Source organism: Sphingomonas sp. LHG3406-1 (assembly GCF_029637485.1).
GTDB lineage: Bacteria > Pseudomonadota > Alphaproteobacteria > Sphingomonadales > Sphingomonadaceae > Sphingomicrobium.
The window spans coordinates 1,855,682-1,876,244 of record NZ_CP069128.1 but is presented as its reverse complement, the minus strand read 5'-3'; the positions used below and the strand labels follow the sequence as shown (position 1 = coordinate 1,876,244).

The 20,563-nt window shown below is 68.4% G+C and carries 19 protein-coding genes; 9 read left to right on the top strand and 10 right to left on the bottom strand.

What is annotated here, in order from left to right; translation table 11 throughout:
* Positions 1–55 precede the first annotated feature (55 nt).
* Both dnaN and JOY29_RS09105 read left to right on the top strand, forming a co-directional pair.
* Positions 56–1,159, top strand: a complete 1,104-nt coding sequence (gene dnaN / locus JOY29_RS09110; protein WP_300973211.1) for a DNA polymerase III subunit beta — start codon at positions 56–58, stop codon at positions 1,157–1,159.
* A gap of 223 nt (positions 1,160–1,382) precedes the next feature.
* Entirely contained in the window at positions 1,383–1,568 is a 186-nt protein-coding gene (locus JOY29_RS09105; protein WP_367280013.1) for a hypothetical protein, read from the top strand.
* 76 nt (positions 1,569–1,644) lie between these two features.
* Here the strand turns inward: JOY29_RS09105 and JOY29_RS09100 are convergent, their stop codons facing one another.
* A complete protein-coding gene (locus JOY29_RS09100) occupies positions 1,645–3,918 on the bottom strand; it encodes a TonB-dependent receptor (RefSeq protein WP_300973210.1) in 2,274 nt (757 codons plus the stop codon).
* A gap of 208 nt (positions 3,919–4,126) precedes the next feature.
* On the opposite strand from JOY29_RS09100, the gene JOY29_RS09095 reads away from it, so the two are divergent.
* The 6 genes from JOY29_RS09095 (at position 4,127) to JOY29_RS09070 (ending at position 12,004) form a co-directional block, all read left to right on the top strand.
* Positions 4,127–5,116, top strand: a complete 990-nt coding sequence (locus JOY29_RS09095) for a septation protein IspZ (protein WP_300973209.1) — start codon at positions 4,127–4,129, stop codon at positions 5,114–5,116.
* The gene (gene recF / locus JOY29_RS09090) at positions 5,116–6,240 is read left to right on the top strand and encodes a DNA replication/repair protein RecF (protein WP_300973208.1); all 1,125 of its coding nucleotides are present in this window, start codon (positions 5,116–5,118) and stop codon (positions 6,238–6,240) included. The genes JOY29_RS09095 and recF overlap by 1 nt, the downstream gene beginning before the upstream one ends.
* Positions 6,241–6,441: 201 nt before the next feature.
* The gene (locus JOY29_RS09085; RefSeq protein WP_300973207.1) at positions 6,442–7,965 is read left to right on the top strand and encodes a DEAD/DEAH box helicase; all 1,524 of its coding nucleotides are present in this window, start codon (positions 6,442–6,444) and stop codon (positions 7,963–7,965) included.
* Between the two features lie 77 nt (positions 7,966–8,042).
* Positions 8,043–8,567: a DUF2141 domain-containing protein gene (locus JOY29_RS09080; RefSeq protein ID WP_300973206.1), complete on the top strand. Its 525-nt coding sequence runs from the start codon at positions 8,043–8,045 to the stop codon at positions 8,565–8,567.
* A gap of 129 nt (positions 8,568–8,696) precedes the next feature.
* Complete coding sequence (gyrB, locus tag JOY29_RS09075) at positions 8,697–11,204, top strand: DNA topoisomerase (ATP-hydrolyzing) subunit B (RefSeq protein ID WP_300973205.1); 2,508 nt, start codon at positions 8,697–8,699, stop codon at positions 11,202–11,204.
* Between the two features lie 32 nt (positions 11,205–11,236).
* Positions 11,237–12,004, top strand: coding sequence for an endonuclease/exonuclease/phosphatase family protein (locus tag JOY29_RS09070; protein ID WP_300973204.1), 768 nt, complete (start codon positions 11,237–11,239; stop codon positions 12,002–12,004).
* A gap of 109 nt (positions 12,005–12,113) precedes the next feature.
* Here JOY29_RS09070 and rpoN read toward each other — a convergent pair whose 3' ends face one another.
* Genes rpoN through JOY29_RS09045 form a run of 5 tightly spaced genes read right to left on the bottom strand, consistent with a single transcriptional unit; the run spans position 12,114 to position 16,244 of the window.
* Positions 12,114–13,559 (bottom strand): RNA polymerase factor sigma-54, encoded by a 1,446-nt coding sequence (rpoN, locus tag JOY29_RS09065; protein ID WP_300973203.1) that lies wholly within the window; start codon positions 13,557–13,559, stop codon positions 12,114–12,116.
* A gap of 11 nt (positions 13,560–13,570) precedes the next feature.
* Positions 13,571–14,293: an LPS export ABC transporter ATP-binding protein gene (gene lptB, locus JOY29_RS09060; RefSeq protein WP_300975515.1), complete on the bottom strand. Its 723-nt coding sequence runs from the start codon at positions 14,291–14,293 to the stop codon at positions 13,571–13,573.
* A gap of 57 nt (positions 14,294–14,350) precedes the next feature.
* Positions 14,351–14,893, bottom strand: coding sequence for an LptA/OstA family protein (locus JOY29_RS09055; RefSeq protein ID WP_300973202.1), 543 nt, complete (start codon positions 14,891–14,893; stop codon positions 14,351–14,353).
* A 5-nt stretch (positions 14,894–14,898) separates the two neighbouring features.
* On the bottom strand, positions 14,899–15,624 hold the full coding sequence (gene lptC, locus JOY29_RS09050; protein WP_300973201.1) for an LPS export ABC transporter periplasmic protein LptC: 726 nt from the start codon (positions 15,622–15,624) through the stop codon (positions 14,899–14,901).
* Complete coding sequence (locus JOY29_RS09045) at positions 15,624–16,244, bottom strand: ribonuclease D (protein ID WP_300973200.1); 621 nt, start codon at positions 16,242–16,244, stop codon at positions 15,624–15,626. The genes lptC and JOY29_RS09045 overlap by 1 nt, the downstream gene beginning before the upstream one ends.
* A 198-nt stretch (positions 16,245–16,442) precedes the next feature.
* Between JOY29_RS09045 and JOY29_RS09040 the strand changes: the two genes are divergently transcribed.
* Complete coding sequence (locus JOY29_RS09040) at positions 16,443–17,285, top strand: cold-shock protein (protein WP_300973199.1); 843 nt, start codon at positions 16,443–16,445, stop codon at positions 17,283–17,285.
* Between the two features lie 145 nt (positions 17,286–17,430).
* Here JOY29_RS09040 and JOY29_RS09035 read toward each other — a convergent pair whose 3' ends face one another.
* From JOY29_RS09035 to JOY29_RS09020, 4 genes are all read right to left on the bottom strand, one after another.
* Positions 17,431–18,558 (bottom strand): GNAT family N-acetyltransferase, encoded by a 1,128-nt coding sequence (locus tag JOY29_RS09035; protein WP_300973198.1) that lies wholly within the window; start codon positions 18,556–18,558, stop codon positions 17,431–17,433.
* Positions 18,545–19,249 (bottom strand): glycerophosphodiester phosphodiesterase family protein, encoded by a 705-nt coding sequence (locus JOY29_RS09030; protein ID WP_300973197.1) that lies wholly within the window; start codon positions 19,247–19,249, stop codon positions 18,545–18,547. The genes JOY29_RS09035 and JOY29_RS09030 overlap by 14 nt, the downstream gene beginning before the upstream one ends.
* On the bottom strand, positions 19,230–19,694 hold the full coding sequence (locus JOY29_RS09025; RefSeq protein ID WP_300973196.1) for a RidA family protein: 465 nt from the start codon (positions 19,692–19,694) through the stop codon (positions 19,230–19,232). The genes JOY29_RS09030 and JOY29_RS09025 overlap by 20 nt, the downstream gene beginning before the upstream one ends.
* 127 nt (positions 19,695–19,821) lie before the next feature.
* Positions 19,822–20,562 carry an SDR family NAD(P)-dependent oxidoreductase gene (locus tag JOY29_RS09020; RefSeq protein WP_300973195.1) on the bottom strand — a complete coding sequence of 247 codons (741 nt, stop codon included), beginning with the start codon at positions 20,560–20,562 and terminating at the stop codon, positions 19,822–19,824.
* Position 20,563: the final 1 nt, after the last annotated feature.

Genomic DNA, 20,563 nt, shown 5'->3' with positions numbered 1-20,563 from the left:
CGCCGTGCGGATGATCCAAACCGCCGGCCCGGGGCATAAGGACTGAGTAGCTGCGATGAAGGCGACGATCGAACGGGCCACCCTCCTCAAGAGCCTGAGCCACGTCCAATCGGTGGTGGAGCGCCGCAACACCATTCCGATCCTGTCGAACGTCCTGCTCGACGCGCGTGAGGACGGCTCGCTGCGGCTGATGGCGACCGACCTCGACCTCCAGGTCGACGAAACGGTCGCCGCCAACGTCGCCACCGCCGGCGCCACCACCGTCTCGGCCCACACCTTCTTCGACATCGTGCGAAAGCTTCCCGAGGGCAGCCAGGTCGAGCTCGCCGCGGCCGATGGCAAGATGCAGGTCGTCGCCGGCCGCGCCCGCTTCAACCTGTCGACCCTGCCTCGCGACGACTTCCCGGTCATCGCCGAGGGCGACCTCCCGCACCGCTTCGAACTTCCGGCGGCGACGCTCCGCCAGATCATCGACAAGACGAAGTTCGCCATCTCGTCGGAAGAGACCCGCTACTATCTGATGGGCATCTTCCTCCACGTCGCCGACGACATGCTCAAGGCCGCCGCCACCGACGGCCACCGCCTCGCCCGGGTCACCGTCGCCAAGCCGGACGGCGCCGACGGCATGCCCGACGTGATCGTGCCCAAGAAGTGCGTGCTCGAACTCAGGAAGCTGCTCGACGAGGTCGAGGGCACGGTCGAGGTGTCGCTCTCGCCGACCAAGATCCGCTTCGTCCTCGGCCATGCCGTGCTGACCAGCAAGCTGATCGATGGCAGCTTTCCCGACTATAACCGGGTCATTCCGACCGCCAACGACAAGCTGCTGAAGCTCGATCCGGGCAGCTTCAAGGCTGGCGTCGACCGCGTCGCCACCATCGCCAGCGAGAAGACCCGCGCGGTCAAGATCAGCCTCGACCGCGACCGCGTCACCCTGTCGGTGACCTCTCCGGAGAACGGCCTCGCCACCGAGGAACTGGCCGCGGACTACAGCGCCGACGGGCTCGAGATCGGCTTCAATGCCCGCTATCTCCTCGACATCCTCGGGGAGATCGACGGCGATACGGTCGAAGTCCACCTCGCCGACGCCGCCGCCCCGACTTTGCTCCGCGAAAACGACAAGTCGAGCGCGCTCTACGTCCTCATGCCGATGCGGGTGTGACCACCTCCCTCTCCCGCGAGCGGGAGAGGGAGGAGCCCGCGGCGAAGCCGTGGGAGGGTGAAGGCCTGCCGGGCCGGGACCAAGAATGCCCGCCTGATCGTCGATGTGGCCGCAGAGGACGCAGCTGCGAGCACCTCATCGATCGAGGCACCGGCCACTGGTAGAGCGACCCACCCTTGCCGAGTGTGATGCCGAGCGCGTTGCGCGCGTCGCAGAGAAGGATGTGGATCGCCTGGTCGGGCAGTGCGGAACCCTGGCCTGCCTCGCGGAAGCGGGCGACCTATGGCTCTACGCCACGCCGATCCTCCACGCGTCGGAGGTAGCCTCGACCCCGACACGCCGGAGGGTCCTCCAGGTCGACTTCGCCGCGGAAGACTTGCCCGGCGGCCTCTGCTGGCTCGGCGTCTGACTAGGCCCCGAAGAGGCACGGGGTCGGCTGACCTCAAGTCCCGTCCGGACCCGAGGTCAGCCGCCCCGGGACCGATCTAGAACTTCACGCCGGCCTGAATGCCGAGGATCCGCGGCTCGTTGACGAAGCCGGTCAGGTTGTTGAAGTCGATCCCGCCGACCGCGCTCTCGTCGTTGGTGATGTTGCGGCCGAACAGCGCCACGTCATAGCGGTCGTTGCGCCAGCCGAGGCGGAGGCCGCCCTCGAGCAGCTTGTCGTCGCTGAACTCGACCGAGCGGTAGAGGAAGAACTGGATCTTCGAACGATAATACCAGTCGGTGAAGGCGTAGATTGCGCCGTTGCCGACCGGATGCTCGTAGCCGGCGCTCCAGTTGAGCGTCCACTTGGGCGCTTGGGGGAGCTGGTTGCCGTCGATCGAATAGATGCCCGGGCTGCCGGCGCGCTGCGGGTTGAGCACGGTGCAGGGCGCCGCGCAGCCGGCGACGAACAGGCCGTCGTCGTCGATCTCGGTCTTGTTGTAGCTGACGCCGCCGGTCAGGGTCAGCCCGCGCACCGGCCGCGCCTCGACCTCCAGCTCCATGCCCCGGCCGCGGACCTTGTCGGCGTTGAGCAGGGTGGTGAAGTTGGACGCGCCGCCGACCGCGGTCAGCTGCAGGTCCTTGGTGTCGAAGGCGTAGAAGCCGAGGTTGAGGCGCAGCCGCCGGTCGAGCAGCGTGGTCTTGATCCCGGCCTCGTAGGACAACGTCTTCTCGCTGTCGGCGACCGACAGATCGCGGCCGAACAGCAGACGACCCTGGATCGACGGCGCGCGGTAGCCGCGGGCGACCCGCGCATAGACATTGGCTTCGGGCGACAGCTCGAAGACGCCGCTGGCGTCCCAGGTCAGCACCTTGTCCGCGACCCGCTGGCGAAGCTCGGCCACGGGCCCGCCGAAGCCGAGGAAACCCGGGCGGGTGTCGACTGGACGGCTGGCGCGGAAGTCGCGCTCGTCGCGGTTCCAGCGCGCGCCCGCCTGGAGCGTCAGCCCATTGCCGAAATCATAGTTGAGCGAGCCGAAGATGCCGAGCGCGTCGCTGACCTGGCGCTGGAGGGCGACCGCGGCCGCGACCCGGTCGGTCGGCGCCCCATAATCGTAGCTGGCGATATCCAGCTTCTCGTTGAAGAGGAAGATGCCGCCCTGGTAGCCGAGGCCGGGGCCCGAAGCGCTGGAGGCGAAGCGCAATTCCTGGGTGAACTGGTCGAGGCTCGGCACGTCGTCGCGGCTCTGCGCCGAGAAGGGGATGAAGCCCGGTCCCATCACCGGGGCGAACTGATTGCCGAATCCGCCGTCGATGTCGCCGCGGCTCCTGAGGTTGCCGTTCCAGTAGGCGGTGACCGAGTAGAGCGTCACCGGCCCGAGGTCGTAGTCCATGTGCACGGCGACGTTCTTCGCCTTCAGCCGCTGGAAGTTGAGCCCGTCGGCGCGGGTCTCGTCGCGCTCGAAGTCGGCAGTCGGGGTCAGGCCCTGCAGCTTGTTCGAGCCGGTGCGGAAGAGGTTGGCGCGGAACAATCGGGCGCTGCCCTTGTAGTCGCGCAGCTGGCCGGTCAGGCGGATGTTGAACCGGTCGCTGGCGGCAAGCCTGATCTGCGCGCGAAAGGCGATGTCGTCATAGCCTTCGAGATCGTTGTCGCCGGGCTGGTCGATATTGTCGACCCAGTCCTTGCGATGCTGGACCAGGCCGGACAGGCGGACGGCCGAGCCTTCGCCCAGCCCGGCCTCGATCGCGCCCTCGGCATTAATCGTGTCATAGGTGCCGTAGCTGATGCGGGCGAAGCTGCCGCCGCGGCCGGGCCGCACCGTGTCGAACTTGACGATGCCGGCTGGCGTGTTGCGCCCGAACAGCGTGCCCTGCGGCCCGCGCAGCACCTCGACCCGGTCGAGGTCGAATACCGGGAAACCCTTGAGAATCGGGTTCTCGAGCACGACGTCGTCGTAGAGCAGGCTGACCGGCTGCGAGGCGTTGAGGTCGAAGTCGGTGTTGCCGAGCCCGCGGATGTAGAAACGCGGAAAGGTTCGGCCAAACGAGCTTTCGATGTTGAGGCTGGGCGCGCGGCCGGCGAGGGCGCGGATGTCGGCACCGCCGGAACTGATCGCGTCGATGGTCGCCTCCGGGACGACGGCGACGCTGACCGGAACGTCCTGCAGGCTCTCCTCGCGGCGGGTGGCGGTGACGGTGATCGTCTCGACGCCTCCATCGTCCGTCGGGGTGGTGGCGGCGGGCTGCTGCGCTTCGCTTGTGGCCTGGGCATGGGCCGGCGCGGCGGCGAGCGCCGACAGGCAAACGGCGGAAAGCAGGAAAGTACGGCGCATGGCTAGCCCCCCGGATGAGTGTTCGATCGATGAAAAGCGTACGGACGGCCCCCCGGCCGTGCTCCAGCGCCTCTACGCGACCCGTGCGCAGTCGCCAAGGCAGGCAAAGGCGGCGATGCCTGAAGCGGACGGCAATGCGACTTCGGCGACACAGCCGCGGCCATGGACCCGCTGGCGCCCGGCGCGCGCCTCTGCTTAATCCGCAGCCATGACCGACGCCGCCACCGCCTCGTCTTCCGGCGCCCGCCTCTGGCTCTACAAGCGCCCGTTCTCGATCGGCGTGGCGCACGAATGCTGGGTACTGGTCGAGAGCCGCATGTCGGGCCTCGTCAGCCGCCTGATTGTCGACGGCGAGGAGGTCGCCAGCGACTTCACCCCGGTCTCCGGCGCCGAGGCGATCCGCAATCATCGCCTCACGCACCGCTTGCCCGACGGCCGCCGCCTCGAGATCGAGGCCGGTTACATCAACTGGTATAATGTCGGGATCGCCGCTCGGGTCGACGGCACGCTCGTCCACGAGAGCCACCCCGGCAAGCGCATCGCCTTTCCGGCCAGGTTGGCGAAGATGGTCGCCGAGCAGAACCAGGACGGCCAGGCCGCCTACGACCCCGGCAAGTTGAAGCGCAACAAGGTACCGATCGCGGTCGACCTCGCCACCGGCCTGCTGTTCTTCATCGTTGCCAAGCTGACCGACCTCAAGACTGCGGCGCTGGTCGGCGCCGCCGCCGGCCTGGCGCTGGTCGTCATCCAGCGCTTCGTGAAGGTCGACCTGATCGGCGGGATGATGCTGTTCGGAGTGTTCATGCTGCTGGTCAGCGCCGGCTTCGCGATCCTGTTCGAGGACGAGGAGGTGATCAAGCATCGCTCGACCATCGTCGGCCTGGTCGGCGCGACCTGCTTCCTGTTCGACGGCCTGGTGCTGAAGGGCCGCAAGCTTGGGCGCGGGGTCGACCGCTACATGGCCTATACCGACATCGATCCGCGCCGGCTGAGCATCGGCATGGGGCTGACCGGCCTCGTCATGGCCGGCGGCAACAGCCTGGTGGCCTGGTTGTTCTCGACCGACGTCTGGCTGGTCTACACCACCTTCCTCGACATTCCGGTCAGCATGGGCCTCATCTTCTGGACCATCAGCTGGGCGAGAAAGAGCGGCAAGGCCGCAGCGCCCGATGCCCTGTCCGGCGCGCTGCCGGGCTGATGCTCGCCCGGCTGACCCTCACCGACTTTCGCAATCACGCCGGTCTCGACCTGAGGCCGGGCCCCGGGTTCGTCTGCCTCCATGGCCAGAATGGCGCGGGAAAGACCAACATCCTCGAGTCCGTCTCGATGCTCGCTCCGGGTCGCGGTCTTCGCGGCGCGGCGTTGAGCGAGATGGCCCGAAGCGAGGGGCCGGGGGGGTGGAGCGTCAGTGCGAATTTGTCCCCGTTTTCCCCGAGCCAAGTCGAGGGGCATGGCGCAACGAGTGCCTCGACTTCGCTCGGCACGAACGGTGAGGCGGTGTTCGCGATCAGCGAGACGGTCCTCGGCACCGGCACCCTCGCCACTGCGCCCGAACGCCGCGTCGTTCGGATCAACGGCGCCTCCGCCTCGGTGAACAGCCTTGCCGAATGGCTTGCCATCCTGTGGCTCACCCCTGCCATGGACCGGCTGTTCAGCGGCCCCGCGTCCGACCGTCGCCGCTTCCTCGACCGGCTGGTGCTGGCGCTGGAGCCTGGCCATGCCCATCATGCCGCCCGCTACGATGCCGCCATGCGCGCCCGCAACAAGTTGCTCGCCGAGCCGGACGGCGCCGATCCCGAGTGGCTGTCCGCGCTCGAAGCCGGAATGGCGGAGCATGGCGAGGCGCTCGCCGCTGCCCGGGCCCGCACCGTCGCCGGCCTTGGCGAGATGCTCGCTGCCGCGCCCGAGGACCTCTTCGCCAAGGGCGCCATCGCCCTCGAGGGGGCAGAGCAGGCCGGTCTTGCCGCGATGCTGCGCGCAAATCGCGGCCACGACGCCGCCGCCGGACGGACTACCGAGGGTCCGCACCGCCAGGACTTGGCTGTTACCCACGCCGCCAAGCGCCAGCCTGCTGCCCGCTGCTCGACCGGCGAGCAGAAGGCTCTTCTGCTCGGTCTCGTCCTTGCTCATGCCGCGCTCGTCACCGAGCGGCGCGGCGCACCGCCCCTGCTGCTCCTCGACGAGGTCGCGGCGCACCTCGATCCCGGCCGTCGCGCCGCGCTGTTCGAACGGCTCGAGGGCCGCGGGCAGGTGTGGATGACAGCGACCGAAGCCGCGCTGTTCGAAGGGGTCGGCCAGGCGACGATGGTGCACGTCGCTTAGGCCGATTGGACAAATCACCGCGCATCACCTACATGGCCATCAGCGAGACGCCACAAAGCGGCGTGATCGGCAGCCTTTCATGGCTCCGGCCCGCGTCTCGGTTCACTCACAGAAGTTCTCCACATCACGCGGGGTTCTTGCAAAAACCCAGCTCCGGCAGCGGCTTTCCGCTTGCCGGATGCGTCATGTTGGAAGACTAGAATGACATTCGAACAACTCGGGCTCTCGACGCCCCTGCTCACCGCGCTCGCCGCGAAGAATTACACCGTGCCCTCGCCGATCCAGGCGCAGGCCATCCCGTACGTGCTCGACGGCCGCGACCTCCTCGGCATCGCCCAGACCGGCACCGGCAAGACGGCCGCCTTCATGGCGCCCTCGCTGCAGCGCCTCGCGGCCAATCGTCCGCAGTTCCTGAAGCCCGGCCAGATCCGAATGCTGGTGCTTGCCCCGACCCGTGAGCTCGCCTCCCAGATCGCCGCCAGCGCCGAAGCCTATGGCGCCGGCCTCAAGACCACCGTCGGCGTGATCTTCGGCGGCGTCGCCAATGCCAAGTCGGTGCGCACCGTCAGCCGCGGCCTCGACGTGCTCGTCGCCACGCCCGGCCGCCTGCTGGATCTCGTCGACCAGCGCGCGGTGAACCTCGGCCATCTCGAGATCCTCGTCCTCGACGAGGCCGACCAGATGCTCGATCTCGGCTTCATCCACGCGCTGAAGCGGATCGTGAAGATCATCCCGGCCAAGCGCCAGACCCTGTTCTTCTCGGCCACCATGCCGAAGGCCATCAAGAGCCTCGCCGACGAATATCTGAAGAACCCGGCCGAAGTGGCGGTGACCCCGGTCGCGACGACCGCCGAGCGGGTCGAGCAGCGCGTCACCTTCGTCAACCAGGCGGAGAAGACGGCGCTCCTCACCCTCTTCTTCCAGAACGGCAAGGACATCGAGCGCACGCTCGTCTTCAGCCGCACCAAGCATGGGGCGGACAAGATCGTGCGGATGCTCGGTGCGGCCGGCGTGCCCGCCAATGCGATCCACGGCAACAAGAGCCAGCCGCAGCGCGAGAAGGCGCTTGAAGCCTTCCGCGACGGCAGCGTTCCGATCCTCGTCGCGACCGACATCGCCGCGCGCGGGATCGACATTCCGGGCGTCAGCCATGTCGTGAACTACGACCTGCCGAACGTGCCCGAGCAATACGTCCACCGAATTGGCCGCACCGCGCGCGCCGGCGCCGACGGCATCGCCATCGCTTACTGCGACCGGGAGGAGCGTCCGTTCCTCAAGGATATCGAGAAGCTCACCCGCCAGAAGCTGACGGAGGAAGCGCTCCCGGCCGGCTTCATCCAGGCGGTCGAGGCCCTGAAGCGCCTCAAGCCCGAGCCGAAGCGCGAGCCGCAGCAGAACCAGCGCAACCGCCGCAACGAAAGCGGCGCGCGGGGCCACGCCCGCGATCCGCAGCGCCATGGGCTGCCGCGCAACGATCCGCGTCGCGACATGCCCGAGGACCGCAACGGTCCGCGTGAGGGCGGCCGCTCGATGCGCGGTGTCCCCGGTGCCGTGCGCGGCCCGGTCGGCAATCCGATCCGCGCCGACGTGCCGTCGGCTGGCCAGCAGCAGAAGCAGCGCCACGGCGGTCAGCGTCCTGGCGGTCAGCCGGGCGGCGGCCGTCCGAACGGGGGCCAGCGCCGCGGTGGTCGTCCCGGTGGCGGCGGGCAGCGCCGCGCCGGCTAGGTACTTGGGCTTGGGCCTGCAACTGGCGCGACGTTGCGCTGTTAACCTTCCGGCACTTCAGTCAGGAGCGTGAACAGATGCGGACCTTCCTCGTCGCCGCCAGTATGCTGGCCCTGGCCGCCTGTGGCGGCTCCACCGACACTTCCAACACGGCGGTCACGAACGACATCGCGGCCGTCGACACGATGATCACCGACGACGGCATGGGCAACATGACCGGGAACACCGCCGGCAACATGGCGATGGGCTCCGGCACGGTGACCGTCACCATCAACGGCGTCACCCCGAACGGCGGACCGGTGCTGGTCGCGCTGCAGGGCGAGGGCGACTTCGCCAAGCAGGCCGCCGCCTACAGCACCAGGGTCGACCCGACCGCCGCGACCGTCACCGCGACGATCAGCGGCGTGGCGCCCGGAAGCTATGCCGCCGCCGTCGTCCAGGACAGCAACAGCGACGGCACCTTCACCATCGGCGAAACCGGCCCGGCCGAACCGTTCGGCTTCAGCGGCTCGGCGCAGAGCGGCGCCCCGACCTTCGGCCCGGCCTCGTTCAACGTCGCCGAGAGCGGCGGCAGCGCGACGGTAACGCTGAAGGGCAAGTAATCGCCCAGGCGGGCGGCGCGTTTCCCCCTTGGCGCGCCGCCCGTCACCCATGATCAGTCTTCTGCCCAAGAGCCTCGCGTACACGCGCACGCGCGTGACATCGCCGCCCTGTCCGCTATAGCCGGGGGCATGGCAGAAGAAGCAAACCAGAACTCCTACGGCGCCGACAGCATCAAGGTCCTCAAGGGCCTCGACGCGGTACGCAAGCGGCCCGGCATGTACATCGGCGACACCGACGACGGCTCGGGCCTCCATCACATGGTGTTCGAGGTCAGCGACAACGCCATCGACGAGGCGCTCGCCGGCCATTGCGACCGCATCCTCATCCAGCTCAATCCCGACGGCTCGGTCACGGTCGAGGACAATGGCCGCGGCATCCCGACCGGCATCCACGCCGAGGAAGGCGTGTCGGCGGCCGAGGTCATCATGACCCAGCTTCACGCCGGCGGTAAGTTCGAGAACACCAGCGACGACAATGCCTACAAGGTCTCCGGCGGCCTGCACGGCGTCGGCGTCAGCGTCGTCAACGCATTGTCCGAATTCCTCGACCTCACCATCTGGCGCGATGGCGAGGAGCATTACATGCGCTTCCGCCACGGCGACGCCGTTGCCCCGCTGAAGGTCGTCGGCCCCGCGCCCGAAGGCAAGAAGGGCACCCGGGTCACCTTCCTGCCGAGCCCCGAAACCTTCAAGATCACCGAGTTCGACTTCGACAAGCTCGAGCATCGCTATCGCGAACTGGCCTTCCTCAACTCCGGCGTCCGCCTCGTCCTCGCCGACGCCCGGCATGAAGAGCGCAAGGAAGTGGAGCTGTTCTACGAGGGCGGGATCGCCGCCTTCGTCAAATATCTCGACCGCGCCAAGACGCCGCTCTTCCCCGATCCCATCGCGATCTCGGCGGTGCGCGACGGCATCGGCATCGACGTCGCGCTGGAGTGGAACGACAGCTATTACGAGAACGTCCTGCCGTTCACCAACAACATTCCCCAGCGCGACGGCGGCACCCACCTCGCCGCCTTCCGCGCCGCGCTGACCCGCACCGTCAATGGCTATGCCGAAAAGTCCGGCATGCTGAAGAAGGAAAAGGTCACGCTGACCGGCGACGACATGCGCGAGGGCCTGACGGCGATCGTCTCGGTCAAGCTGCCCGATCCGAAGTTCAGCAGCCAGACCAAGGACAAGCTGGTCAGCTCCGAAGTGCGCCAGCCGCTGGAAGCGCTGATGAGCGACAAGATGACGGAATGGCTGGAGGAAAATCCGGTCAACGCCCGCGCCATCATCCAGAAGATCATCGACGCCGCCGCCGCCCGCGAAGCGGCCAAGCGTGCCCGCGAGCTGACCCGCCGCAAGGGCGTGATGGACATCGCCTCCTTGCCCGGCAAGCTCGCCGACTGCCAGGAACGCGATCCCGCTTTGTCCGAACTTTTCCTGGTCGAGGGTGACTCCGCCGGCGGCTCGGCCAAGCAGGGCCGCAATCGCCACAATCAGGCGATCCTTCCCCTTCGCGGCAAGCTGCTCAACGTCGAGCGCGCCCGCTTCGATCGCATGCTTTCGAGCCGCGAGATCGGGACCATCATCCAGGCGCTCGGCACCGGCATCGGCCGCGAGGAATTCAACCTCGAGAAGCTGCGCTATCACAAGATCGTGATCATGACGGACGCCGACGTCGACGGCGCCCACATCCGCACCCTGCTGCTGACCTTCTTCTACCGCCAGATGCCCGAGCTGATCGAGGCCGGGCACCTGATGATCGCCCAGCCGCCGCTCTACAAGGTCGCCCGCGGCCGGTCGGAGGTCTATCTCAAGGACGATGCGCAGCTCGACGATTATCTCGTCGATGCCGGGCTCGAAGGCCTGCAGATGGAGACCGGCGGCGAGGTCCGCCAGGGTGCCGACCTCAAGAGCCTGGTCGATCATGCGCGCCGGATCCGGACGCTGCTCCGCTACGCGCCCAAGAAGTATGATCCCGCCCTTCTCGAGGCGCTGGCGCTGGCCGGCGCGCTCGATCCCGAGCTGTCGGAGGCCGGGCGTCTCGCCGCCATCCAGAAGGTGAGCAACTGGCTCCAGCAGGGTGATGCCGAAGGGCAATGGTCGGGCGAGATCGCCCACGAAGGCGGCTATCTCCTCCGCCGACTGTGGCGCGGCGTGACCGACGTCACCATTGTCGAGCCGAGCTTCATCACGTCCGCCGAAGCCCGCAAGCTGCACGGCCTCGCCGCCGAGCAGCGCGACACCTACGCCCGCCCGTCGACCCTCCGCACCCTCAAGAAGGGTGCTGCCACCGAGGCCGAGCCGACCGTCGGCCCGGGCGAAGGGGAGGAGGCGCTCGAACAGGCCGCCGCCGACACGAAGGGCAAGCCGGTCGATGTCACGCGTCCGTCCGAGCTTCTCAACGCCGTGCTCGCCGCCGGCCGCAAGGGCCTCAGCATCCAGCGCTACAAGGGTCTCGGCGAGATGAACGCCGAGCAATTGTGGGAGACGACCCTCGACCCCGCCAACCGCTCGCTGCTTCGCGTCGAGATCGGCCAGGCCGACGTCGCCGACGAGATCTTCTCCCGCCTGATGGGCGAAATCGTCGAACCCCGCCGCGAATTCATCCAGGACAATGCGCTGAGCGTGGCGAATCTGGACGTCTAGGAACGGCAGGCGCGGCCATGGTTTGAGCGAAGGTGTCCGCTTCCCTCACCCTCGCTACCTACAACATGCGCAAGGCAGTCGGTCTCGACCGCCGGCGCGATTCGCATCGCATCCTCAGGGTGCTGGAGGAGGTCGGTGCCGACATCGTCGCGCTGCAGGAGGCCGATCGTCGGGTCGGTGGGCGGGCGTCGGCGGTGCCGCACGAATTGTGGGAAGGCCATAGTCCCTATCGCCCGGTGCCGATCGGAGTGAAGAACCGCCGCATGCTCGACGGCATGCCCAAGGTCGGGGCGCGGGTCGACGAATGGCTCAAGGTCGATACGCGCAACATCGGATGGCACGGAAATGCCATCCTGGTGAAGCCGCACATCGGTGTGCTCGACATCGCCGCGCTCGACCTGCCGATGCTGGAGCCGCGCGGCGCGGTGCTGGCCGAACTGCTGGTCGGCGACCGCCCGATCCGCATCGTCGGGCTCCATCTCGATCTCAGCGGCCTGTGGCGGCGGCGACAGATGAAGGCGATCCGCGCGGCGATCGACGCCCGCCCGCAGAAGATGCCGACGGTGCTCATGGGCGACACCAACGAGTGGCGCGCCACCGCCGCCTGCCTGCGTGACTTCGAGACCGGGTTCCAGATCTGCGCCCCCGGCCCCAGCTTCCACGCCCGCAGGCCGGTCGCGGTGCTCGACCGCATCTTCGTCGACCGCACGCTCAGCATCGAGGAATCGGGCGTGCACCACAGCGAACTGGCCCGCGTTGCGAGCGATCACCTGCCGGTCTGGGCGCGGGTGGGATGGTGAGCCGCAGCGGGCTCTTCGACTTCGCGCGTTGCGCTCCGCTCAGGGCCAACGATAGCCAGGGTCTGCGGATCTCGTCCGTCCTGAGCGAAGTCGAAGGACGCCAGGGCAGCTAGGCTGCCCGCCCCGAGATCGCCCGCTGCCGCCGCCGCTGCACGCTCGACCCGATCCCGACCGCCTCGCGATATTTGGCGACGGTGCGCCGTGCCAGGACGAAGCCCTGCTCCTTCAGCAACTCGACCAGTTGGTCATCGCTCAGCACTTCGGTCTCGGCCGCGACCAGCCGCTGGATCGCCTTCTTCACCGCCTCGGCGCTCGCCCCCTCGCCATCTTCCGCGGCCACGCCGCTGGAGAAGAAGCTCCGCAGCTCGAACAGGCCATGCTCGCACAGCAAGGTCTTGGCGCTGGCGACTCGGCTGACCGTGCTCTCGTGCATCTCGACCATCTCGGCGACCTTGCCCATGGTCAGCGGGCGGAGCGCGGACACCCCCTGCTCGAAGAAGCCGCGCTGGCATTCGACGATGGCGCTGACGATGCGCACGATCGTCCGCGCCCGCTGGTCGAGCGCCCGCACCAGCCATGACGCGCTCTGGTAATGCTCCGACAGCCACGCCCTGCTCTGCTTGTCTCCCGCCGCCGAAGCCTTGAGCTCGGCATGATAGCGGCGGTTGACCAGCACACGCGGCAGGGTCGCGGGATTGAGCTCGACCGCAAAACCGGCGCGGGTCCGCCGCACCAGCACATCCGGCTCGGTCGCCGTGGCCGGCTCGGCGGCGAAGCGGCAGCCGGGCTTGGGATCATAGGCGCGAAGCTCGGCGATCATGTCGGCGAGATCCTCGTCATCCACCCCGCAGATGCGCTTCAGCGCCGTGGTTGCCCCACGCGACAGCAGGTCGAGGTTGGCGATCAGCCGCGCCATGGCCGGATCGTAGCGGTCGGCCGCCCTGGCCTGCAGCGCCAGGCACTCCGCCAGGTTGCGCGCGCCGACGCCCGCCGGATCCAGCCCCTGCACCAGTCTCAGCCCGGCCTCGACATCCCTGAGCGGCAGCTCCAGCGCCGTGGCGATGTCCTTGAGCGGGGTCGTCAGCCAGCCGGTCTCTTCCAGTTCGTGGACGATCGCCTCGGCCGCGCGGCCGGCCGCGCCGCCGGAACCGTGCAGCTGCACCATCAGATGCTCGCACAGCCCGGTTTCGCAGCTTTCCAGCCGGTCGAAGTCGAAGCCCTCGTCGTTGCCGCCCGAACCGCCACCGATTTCGTAGGCGGCATCGGTCTCCCCGGCCGCCTCCTGCCAGTCCGAATCGAGCGCCTCGTCGCCGTGCCCGCTAAGCTCGTCCGCCCCGCGCGGGTCGGGCGCGGCGTCGCCGAACTCGACATCCTCGCGCACCACCACGTCGCCGTCGCCGCCGACTTCCAGCAGGGGATTGCGCGCGAGTTCCTCGGCGATCGCCGACTGGACTTCGAGGTTGGTGAGTTGCAGCAGCTTGATCGCCTGCTGCAACTGCTGGCTCATCACCAGCGACTGGGATTGGCGGAGGTGAAGTCCGGGGCCCAGGCCCACGACCGCCTGTCCTAGAGCTCGAAGCTTTCGCCGAGGTAGAGCCGCCGGACATCCTGGTCGGCGACCAGGGCTTCCGGGGTCCCGGCGAACAGCACCTGGCCGTCGTAGATGATGCAGGCGCGATCAACGATGTCGAGGGTCTCGCGGACATTGTGGTCGGTGATGAGCACGCCGATGTCGCGGCTCTTCAGGTCCTTCACCAGGTCGCGGATGTCGGCGATCGAGATCGGGTCGATGCCGGCGAACGGTTCGTCCAGCAGCATGATCTTGGGGTCCGCCGCAAGCGCGCGGGCGATCTCGCAACGCCGCCGCTCACCGCCAGACAGGGCCATGGCCGGCGAGGCGCGCAGTCCGGTCAACCCGAACTCGCCGAGCAGTTGCTCGAGCCGCGCCTCGCGCGCGCTCCGGTCAGGCTCGGCCACCTCCAGCACCGCCAGGATGTTCTGCTCGACCGTCAGTCCGCGGAAGATGCTGGTCTCCTGCGGCAGATAGCCGAGGCCGAGGATCGCGCGGCGGTACATGGGCAGCGGGGTGATGTCCCGCCCGTCCATCATGATCCGGCCCTGGTCGGGCTTCACCAGCCCCATGACCGAATAGAAGCAGGTCGTCTTGCCGGCGCCGTTGGGACCAAGCAGACCGACCACCTCGCCGCGATGCACTTCCAGGCTGACGTCGCGAAGCACCTGGCGCTTGTCGTAGCTCTTGGCGATGCTGCAGACTTCGAGGCCGCGCATCGCCGCTGGCCCGGCGCTGTCCGCCGTCAGGGGAATGGCGCTGGCCTCGTTCACGGCTCAGCTGCCGCGGCGCTGGGGAACGGTGAAGCGGCCCGTCACCCGGCCGCCCGACTCGCCGACGCCCGCCGGTCCGCCGTCGACCACAGCCCGGCCGCTGTCGAGATCGATGGTCAGGCGAGCGCCGGAGATGCGTGACTCGCCGCGCTCGAGCTGCACCGCGCCGATCAACGTGATGATTCTGCGATTGAGATCGTAGACTCCGAAATTGCCGCGCGCGGTCTCCGACGGCGAGCGCACCACCACGCCGCCGCTGGCGTCGAGACGGTCGATCTGCAGATTGCCCGTGCTGGTGTAGGCGACCGTCAGCCGCTGTGTGTCGAGCGTCAACTCGGCCTGGCGGACCTTGACGTTGCCGGCGAAGATGGCGCGGTCGGCGCGGTCCTGCACTTCGATCCGGTCGCTTGCGACATCGATCGGCGCGTTGCTGTTGTGCCCCTTCAGCGCCGACACCGGCCCGCCCTGCGTCTGCGCGAGCGCAACCCCGCCGGCGGTGGCACTGGTCAGCGCGAAGGCGACGGCAAAGGTGCGAAGGCTCCCCATGGCGCTCATCTGACGGTCCCGGGCCTGATTTTCAACCGGGCGCCGCCGTCAAGCACGACGATCCTGTTCTCGAGATCGGCCCGCATCCGCCCCGCCGAATAGTCACCGAGCTTGAGCTGGCCGGTGACGTCGCCGTTCAGCGCCACCTGTTTGGTACCGAGATCGGCCGACAGGCTGTCGGCGTTGAAGGTGCCGACCGGCATGCGGCCATTGACTTCGCCGGTGCTGCGCACCTGGCGGCTCTTGAGGTCGACCAGCACGTCGCGGGTGAGCAGTTGCTCGCCTTCCGGACCGCTGACCCGCACCGGCCCGCTCACCGCCACCTGCTGGCGGTCGAGGTTGTAGCGTCCACGCAGCGCCTGGATGGTCGCCGGTCCCTGGCGCAGTCCGAGCCGCGCCATCATGCCGGTAATGTCGACCACCGGCACGTCGCTGGTCTGCTGAACCGCACGGTTGGCAACCAGAAGGAAGGGCTGTCCTTCGTTGTCGGTGCCGCTGTAGCGCGCCGACTCGATCTTCATCCGTTCCTCGGCCCGCACGACGTCCTTCTTGTCGAGGATGAAGCTGACCTCCTGCTGCTGGGTCAGCGGCAGGGTCAGGAAAACGGCCGCGATCACGCCGACGGCCGCCGGCAGGGCGATCTTCAGCGTGCCGACGAGCTTATCGTGCCGGCTACCGGGCTCCGCCCAGTGCTGCGCGCGTTCGCGCTGGAGGTTGGCGGCCTCGCTCATCAGCTGTGCGCGAAGATGTCCTCTTCGGGCCAGCCGGCGAGGTCGAGCTCGGCCCGGGCCGGGAGGAAGTCGAAGCAGGCCTGCGCCAGCGCCGTCCGCCCCTCGCGCGCGAGCCGCTGGTCGAGCTTCTCCTTGAGCGCATGAAGGTAACGAACGTCGCTCGCAGCATAGTCGCGCTGCGCGTCGTTCAGCTCGGGTCCGCCCCAGTCGCTGGTCTGCTGCTGCTTGTTGAGGTCGGTCCCAAGCAGTTCCTTCACCAGCTCCTTCAGCCCATGCCGGTCGGTATAGGTGCGCACCAGCCGCGAGGCGGTGCGGGTGCAGTAGAGCGGCGCGGCCATGATCCCGAGATAGTGCTTCATGATCGCGATATCGAACCGGGCGAAGTGATACAGCTTCAGGCGGTTCTGATCGCCGAGCAGCGCCTTGAGGTTCGGCGCGGCATAATCGCTGCCCGGCGAGAATCGGACGAGATGCTCGTCACCCTGCCCGTCGGACAATTGCACGAGGCACAACCGGTCGCGGCCCGGATGGAGCCCCATCGCCTCGGTGTCGACGGCGATCGACCCCGCCCCGAACAGCTCGGTCGAGGGCAGATCTTCTTCGTGGAAATGAATAGCCATGGATATGCACGGACCCCTGTCTCAGTCCCGCTTAACGGGTCCTGACGGAAGTGGCGAGACAAACGGCTAGAGGAATGCGGTTTTTTCCTGTAAGCTCCGGATCGGAATCATGTCTGAATGGCATTCCATGACCGGTTGCGCCTTTGAGCCCAGCGCGTTGGTTTGAAGAGAATCGGGTTCGAGGAAGTTTGCACGGGCATGGGTTACGATCGAGGGCGTAAGGGCGACCGGGGCGGTCGCGGACGCGATAGCAAGGGTGATTTCGGCGGCGGCGGCGGCGATTTCTACGGTGGTGGAACGCCGGACTTCGGTGGCGGCGGCGGTTTTGCCGGTGGTGGTGACCGATTCGGCGGCGGCGGTGGCGGTGGCTTTCGCGGCGGCGGCGATCGCTTCGGCGGTGGCGGCGGCGGTGGCGGTGGCTACCGTGGTGGCGGCGGCGGCTTCGGCGGTGGCGGCGGCGATCGCTTCGGCGGCGGTGGCGGTGGTGGCCGCTTCGGCGGCGGCGGCGGCGGCGGCTTCCGCGGTGGTGGCGGCGGTGGTGGTGGAATGCCCCCGCAGGTCGTCGGCGAAGGCAAGGGCGTCGTCAAATTCTTCAACCCGCAAAAGGGCTTCGGCTTCATCGTCCGTGACGATGGCGGTGAGGACGTGTTCGTCCACATCTCGGCGGTCGAGCAGGCGGGTCTCACCGACCTGGCCGACGGCCAGCCGCTCGAGTTCACGCTCGTCGATCGTGGCGGCCGCGTCTCCGCGACCAACCTGCGCATCGACGGCGAGCCGCTCGCGGTGGAGCGCGCCGAGGCCGCGCCGCAGCGTCAGCTGACCGGCGAAAAGGCTTCAGGCACCGTCAAGTTCTTCAATGCGATGAAGGGCTTCGGCTTCATCCAGCGCGACGACGGACAGCCGGATGCCTTCGTGCACATCTCGGCCGTCGAGCGCGCCGGCATGACCAGCCTCAACGAGGGCGACCGGCTCGAGTTCGAGCTCGAAGTCGACCGTCGCGGCAAGCATGCCGCGGTGAACCTTTCGCCGCTTCAGGGCTAAGGGACACTCGCTTCCACGCGAGGGGCAAGAGGGCCCGCCGGAGAAGCTCTCCGGCGGGCCTTTTCTTTATGCCATGGCTCCTCGGGACTGTCGGGACCTCGTGAAGCGGCCTTTGCCTGAGGTACTGGACTTCGCCGGGACGACGTCAGTCTTTCCGAAAGGGTAATTCCCCCCGCATGGCTTCCAGCTCGAAGGCCACTGCCTCGCGCTCCCGCTCGAGAAACTCCGCCACTGCCGCCCTGAACCCGCCATGCGGAATGAAGTGGGCGCTGTAGGTCAGCACCGGCTCATAACCGCGCGCCAGCTTGTGTTCGCCCTGCGCGCCCGCCTGCACCGTCGCCAGGCTATGCGCGATCGCCCATTCGATCGCCTGATAATAGCAAAGCTCGAAGTGCAGGAACGGCACCTCCTCGCTGCACCCCCAGTAGCGCCCGAAGAGCGTATCGGCGCCGACCCAGTTGAGGGCCCCCGCGATCGGTCGGCCGTCCCGCTCCGCCAGGAACAGCAAGAGCTGGTCGCCCAATCGCTCCACCGCTTCCGCGAAGAAGGCGTGGGTGAGATAGGGCTGTCCCCACTTCCGACTGCCGGTATCCTGGTAGAAGCCCCACATGGCGTCCATCTCGGCCGGACCGATCTCGGCGCCGCGCAGCTGCCGGAAGGTCAGTCCCTCCCGCGCCGCCGCCCGCTCCCTGCGGATGGCCTTGCGCTTGCGGCTGCTGCACCGGCCGAGGAAGCCGTCGAAATCCGCTTCGCCGGCGTGGCGCCAATGATATTGCACCCCGTGCCGCACCAGCCAGCCCCGCTCCTCCGCCGCAGCGGCTTCGGCCTCGGTCAGGAAGGTGACGTGGGCCGACGACAGCCCGTTCTGCCGCACCAGTGTCTCGGCGCCCGCCAGCACCAGCGCCGGCTCCGGCCCAAGCAGCCGCCGCCCGACCACCGGCGTGAACGGCACCGCGATCTGCAGCTTGGGATAATAGTCGCCGCCTGCGCGCGCCCAGGCATCGGCCCAGCCATGATCGAACACATATTCGCCCTGGCTGTGGGTCTTGAGGAAGGCCGGCGCCGCGCCGACCGTTTCGTCGCCGCGCGCCACCGTCAGAGGGAGCGGACTCCATCCGGTGTCCTCGCCAACACTGCCCGACGCTTCCAGCGCGGCGAAGAAGGCGTGGCTCAGGAACGGATCGTCGCTCCCCGCCAGCCGGTCCCACGTCCGCGCGTCCACCGACTCGAACGAATCGGAAAGTCGCACTTCCACGGGATCACGGTCGGCCATCGCCCTCCCAGATAAGCGCATCCACCCGATGCGAAAGGGCGGCGCGCTGATCGCTGGTCCGAACCGTCCAGCTGTAGACGGGCCGTCGCGCCCGCTGCCGGGCGACCCACGGCCGCACCGCCGCCGTCGTCTCCACCGCCACGAAGTCCGGATCGGCCAGTAGAAGCGCAAGCTTCCGCTTCCAGGCCGGCAGGCTGTCGGCCACGACCAGGCCGCGCCGCCACGCCGGCGCACTGGTCTTGATCAGCCGCACCAGCCGCGGCTCGAAGCTCATCACGCCGAACGGACCGGAATAGCCCGCCAGCGCGGCAGTCAACGCCGGCAGCCAGCGCCAGAGATCATCCGCCACCTTCACCTCGAGCAGCAGCGGGACCCGGCCGCCGACCAGGGCAAGCAGACCTTCGAGCGTCGGGATGGGATGCTCGCCGACCCGCAGCCGGGCAAGCTCGGCGGCGGTCGCGCGGCCGATCACGACCGGGCTGCCGCACAGCCGCCGTGCATCGGCATCGTGGAAGACGAGGATATGGTCGTCGGCGGTCAGCCGGAGGTCGCACTCGATTCCGGCGCCGGCCTCCAGCGCGGCGGCGAAGGCGAGCAAGCCATTCTCCGGAAAGGCCATGCCCTGGTGGAGGCCGCGGTGCGCGAACCCCCTTGCACCAGGGTCGAGCGGATCAGTCGCGGACCTCGACAATCGCATCCACCTCGACCGCCACGCCGAGCGGCAGCGCCGGCACGCCGACCGCCGCGCGCGAATGGCGCCCGGCCTCGCCGAACACGTCCTGCATCAGCTCCGACGCGCCATTGGCGACCTTGGGCTGGTCGGTGAAGTCGCCGGTGCTGTTGACGAACACGCCGAGCTTCACGATCCGGCTGACCCGGTCGAGCGAACCGCCAAGCGCGAGCTTGACCTGCGCCAGCACCATCAGCCCGCAGCGCCGCGCAGCTTCCTGCCCGGCCGCGAGATCCATGTCCTCGCCGAGGCGGCCGGTGATCCGGCCGCCGTCCTCGGCAAAGCTGACCTGGCCGGACACGAACAGCAGATTGCCGCTCTGCACCACGGGCACATAGGCCGCGACGGGCGCGGCGGCTTCGGGAAGGGTGATGCCGAGCTCGGCGAGGCGCTGGTCGATGGACATGGGCACGCTCAACACCGGCCGCCTGACAAAATCAACCTCGTTCGTCCCTCGACGGCGCCCGGGACAAGCGGATCACGAAATCCCCCCATCCGTTCGTGCCGAGCGACGTCGAGGGCGCCCGCGTCAGCTACTTCCGGTTCATCGCGAATCCGGCCCAGTTCTGCCGGGTCGGCATCAGCTCCAGCGCATTGATGTTGAGGTGCGGCGGACGGCTCGCCACCCACAGGATGGTCTCCGCCAGATCCTCGGCCGTCATCGGGTCCAGCCCCGCATAAAGCGCGTCGGATGCCGCCTGGTCGCCGCCGTTGCGGACCAGGGTGAACTCCGTCTCGGCCATGCCCGGCTCGATCGAGGTCACCCGCACGCCGGTGCCGGCAAGGTCGTTGCGCAGCATCAGGCTGAACTGGCGCACGAACGCCTTGGTCGCGCCATAGACGGCGCCGCCGCGATAAGGGTAGGTGCCCGCCACCGACGACAGGTTGATGACCGAGCCCCTGGCCGCGATCAGCTTCGGCAGCAAAGCCCGGGTCAGCGCGACCAGCCCGGTGACGTTGGTGTCGAGCACGACCTTCAGCGCGTCCCATTCGCTGTCCTGGAGGTCGGCCATCGGCGGCGCCAGGCCGGCATTGTTGATCAGGCAGTCGACCGTGCCCCATTCGCCGTCCAGCCGGGCAAGGTCCTCCAGCGCGCCGAGGTCCTGCATGTCGACGGCGAGCGGCAGGAAGGCGCTTCCCAGCTCCTCCTGCAGGCCCTGCAGCCGCTCGACCCGCCGCCCGGTCCCGATCACCCGCCACCCCGCCGCCGCGAAGGCGCGGGCGGAGGCGGCGCCGATGCCGGCGGTCGCACCGGTGATGAGGCAGGTCTTCATG

Bases quoted from the DNA above. Each gene is read 5' to 3' on its own strand.
- JOY29_RS09045 (WP_300973200.1), bottom strand. From the start codon at position 16,244: ATGGCTATTCATTTCCACGAAGAAGATCTGCCCTCGACCGAGCTGTTC.
- JOY29_RS09040 (WP_300973199.1), top strand. From the start codon at position 16,443: ATGGGTTACGATCGAGGGCGTAAGGGCGACCGGGGCGGTCGCGGACGC.
- JOY29_RS09080 (WP_300973206.1), top strand. From the start codon at position 8,043: ATGCGGACCTTCCTCGTCGCCGCCAGTATGCTGGCCCTGGCCGCCTGT.
- gyrB (WP_300973205.1), top strand. From the start codon at position 8,697: ATGGCAGAAGAAGCAAACCAGAACTCCTACGGCGCCGACAGCATCAAG.
- JOY29_RS09025 (WP_300973196.1), bottom strand. From the start codon at position 19,694: ATGTCCATCGACCAGCGCCTCGCCGAGCTCGGCATCACCCTTCCCGAA.
- JOY29_RS09020 (WP_300973195.1), bottom strand. From the start codon at position 20,562: ATGAAGACCTGCCTCATCACCGGTGCGACCGCCGGCATCGGCGCCGCC.
- lptB (WP_300975515.1), bottom strand. From the start codon at position 14,293: ATGCGCGGCCTCGAAGTCTGCAGCATCGCCAAGAGCTACGACAAGCGC.
- JOY29_RS09095 (WP_300973209.1), top strand. From the start codon at position 4,127: ATGACCGACGCCGCCACCGCCTCGTCTTCCGGCGCCCGCCTCTGGCTC.
- recF (WP_300973208.1), top strand. From the start codon at position 5,116: ATGCTCGCCCGGCTGACCCTCACCGACTTTCGCAATCACGCCGGTCTC.
- JOY29_RS09100 (WP_300973210.1), bottom strand. From the start codon at position 3,918: ATGCGCCGTACTTTCCTGCTTTCCGCCGTTTGCCTGTCGGCGCTCGCC.
- dnaN (WP_300973211.1), top strand. From the start codon at position 56: ATGAAGGCGACGATCGAACGGGCCACCCTCCTCAAGAGCCTGAGCCAC.
- lptC (WP_300973201.1), bottom strand. From the start codon at position 15,624: ATGAGCGAGGCCGCCAACCTCCAGCGCGAACGCGCGCAGCACTGGGCG.
- JOY29_RS09055 (WP_300973202.1), bottom strand. From the start codon at position 14,893: ATGGGGAGCCTTCGCACCTTTGCCGTCGCCTTCGCGCTGACCAGTGCC.
- JOY29_RS09035 (WP_300973198.1), bottom strand. From the start codon at position 18,558: ATGGCCGACCGTGATCCCGTGGAAGTGCGACTTTCCGATTCGTTCGAG.
- JOY29_RS09085 (WP_300973207.1), top strand. From the start codon at position 6,442: ATGACATTCGAACAACTCGGGCTCTCGACGCCCCTGCTCACCGCGCTC.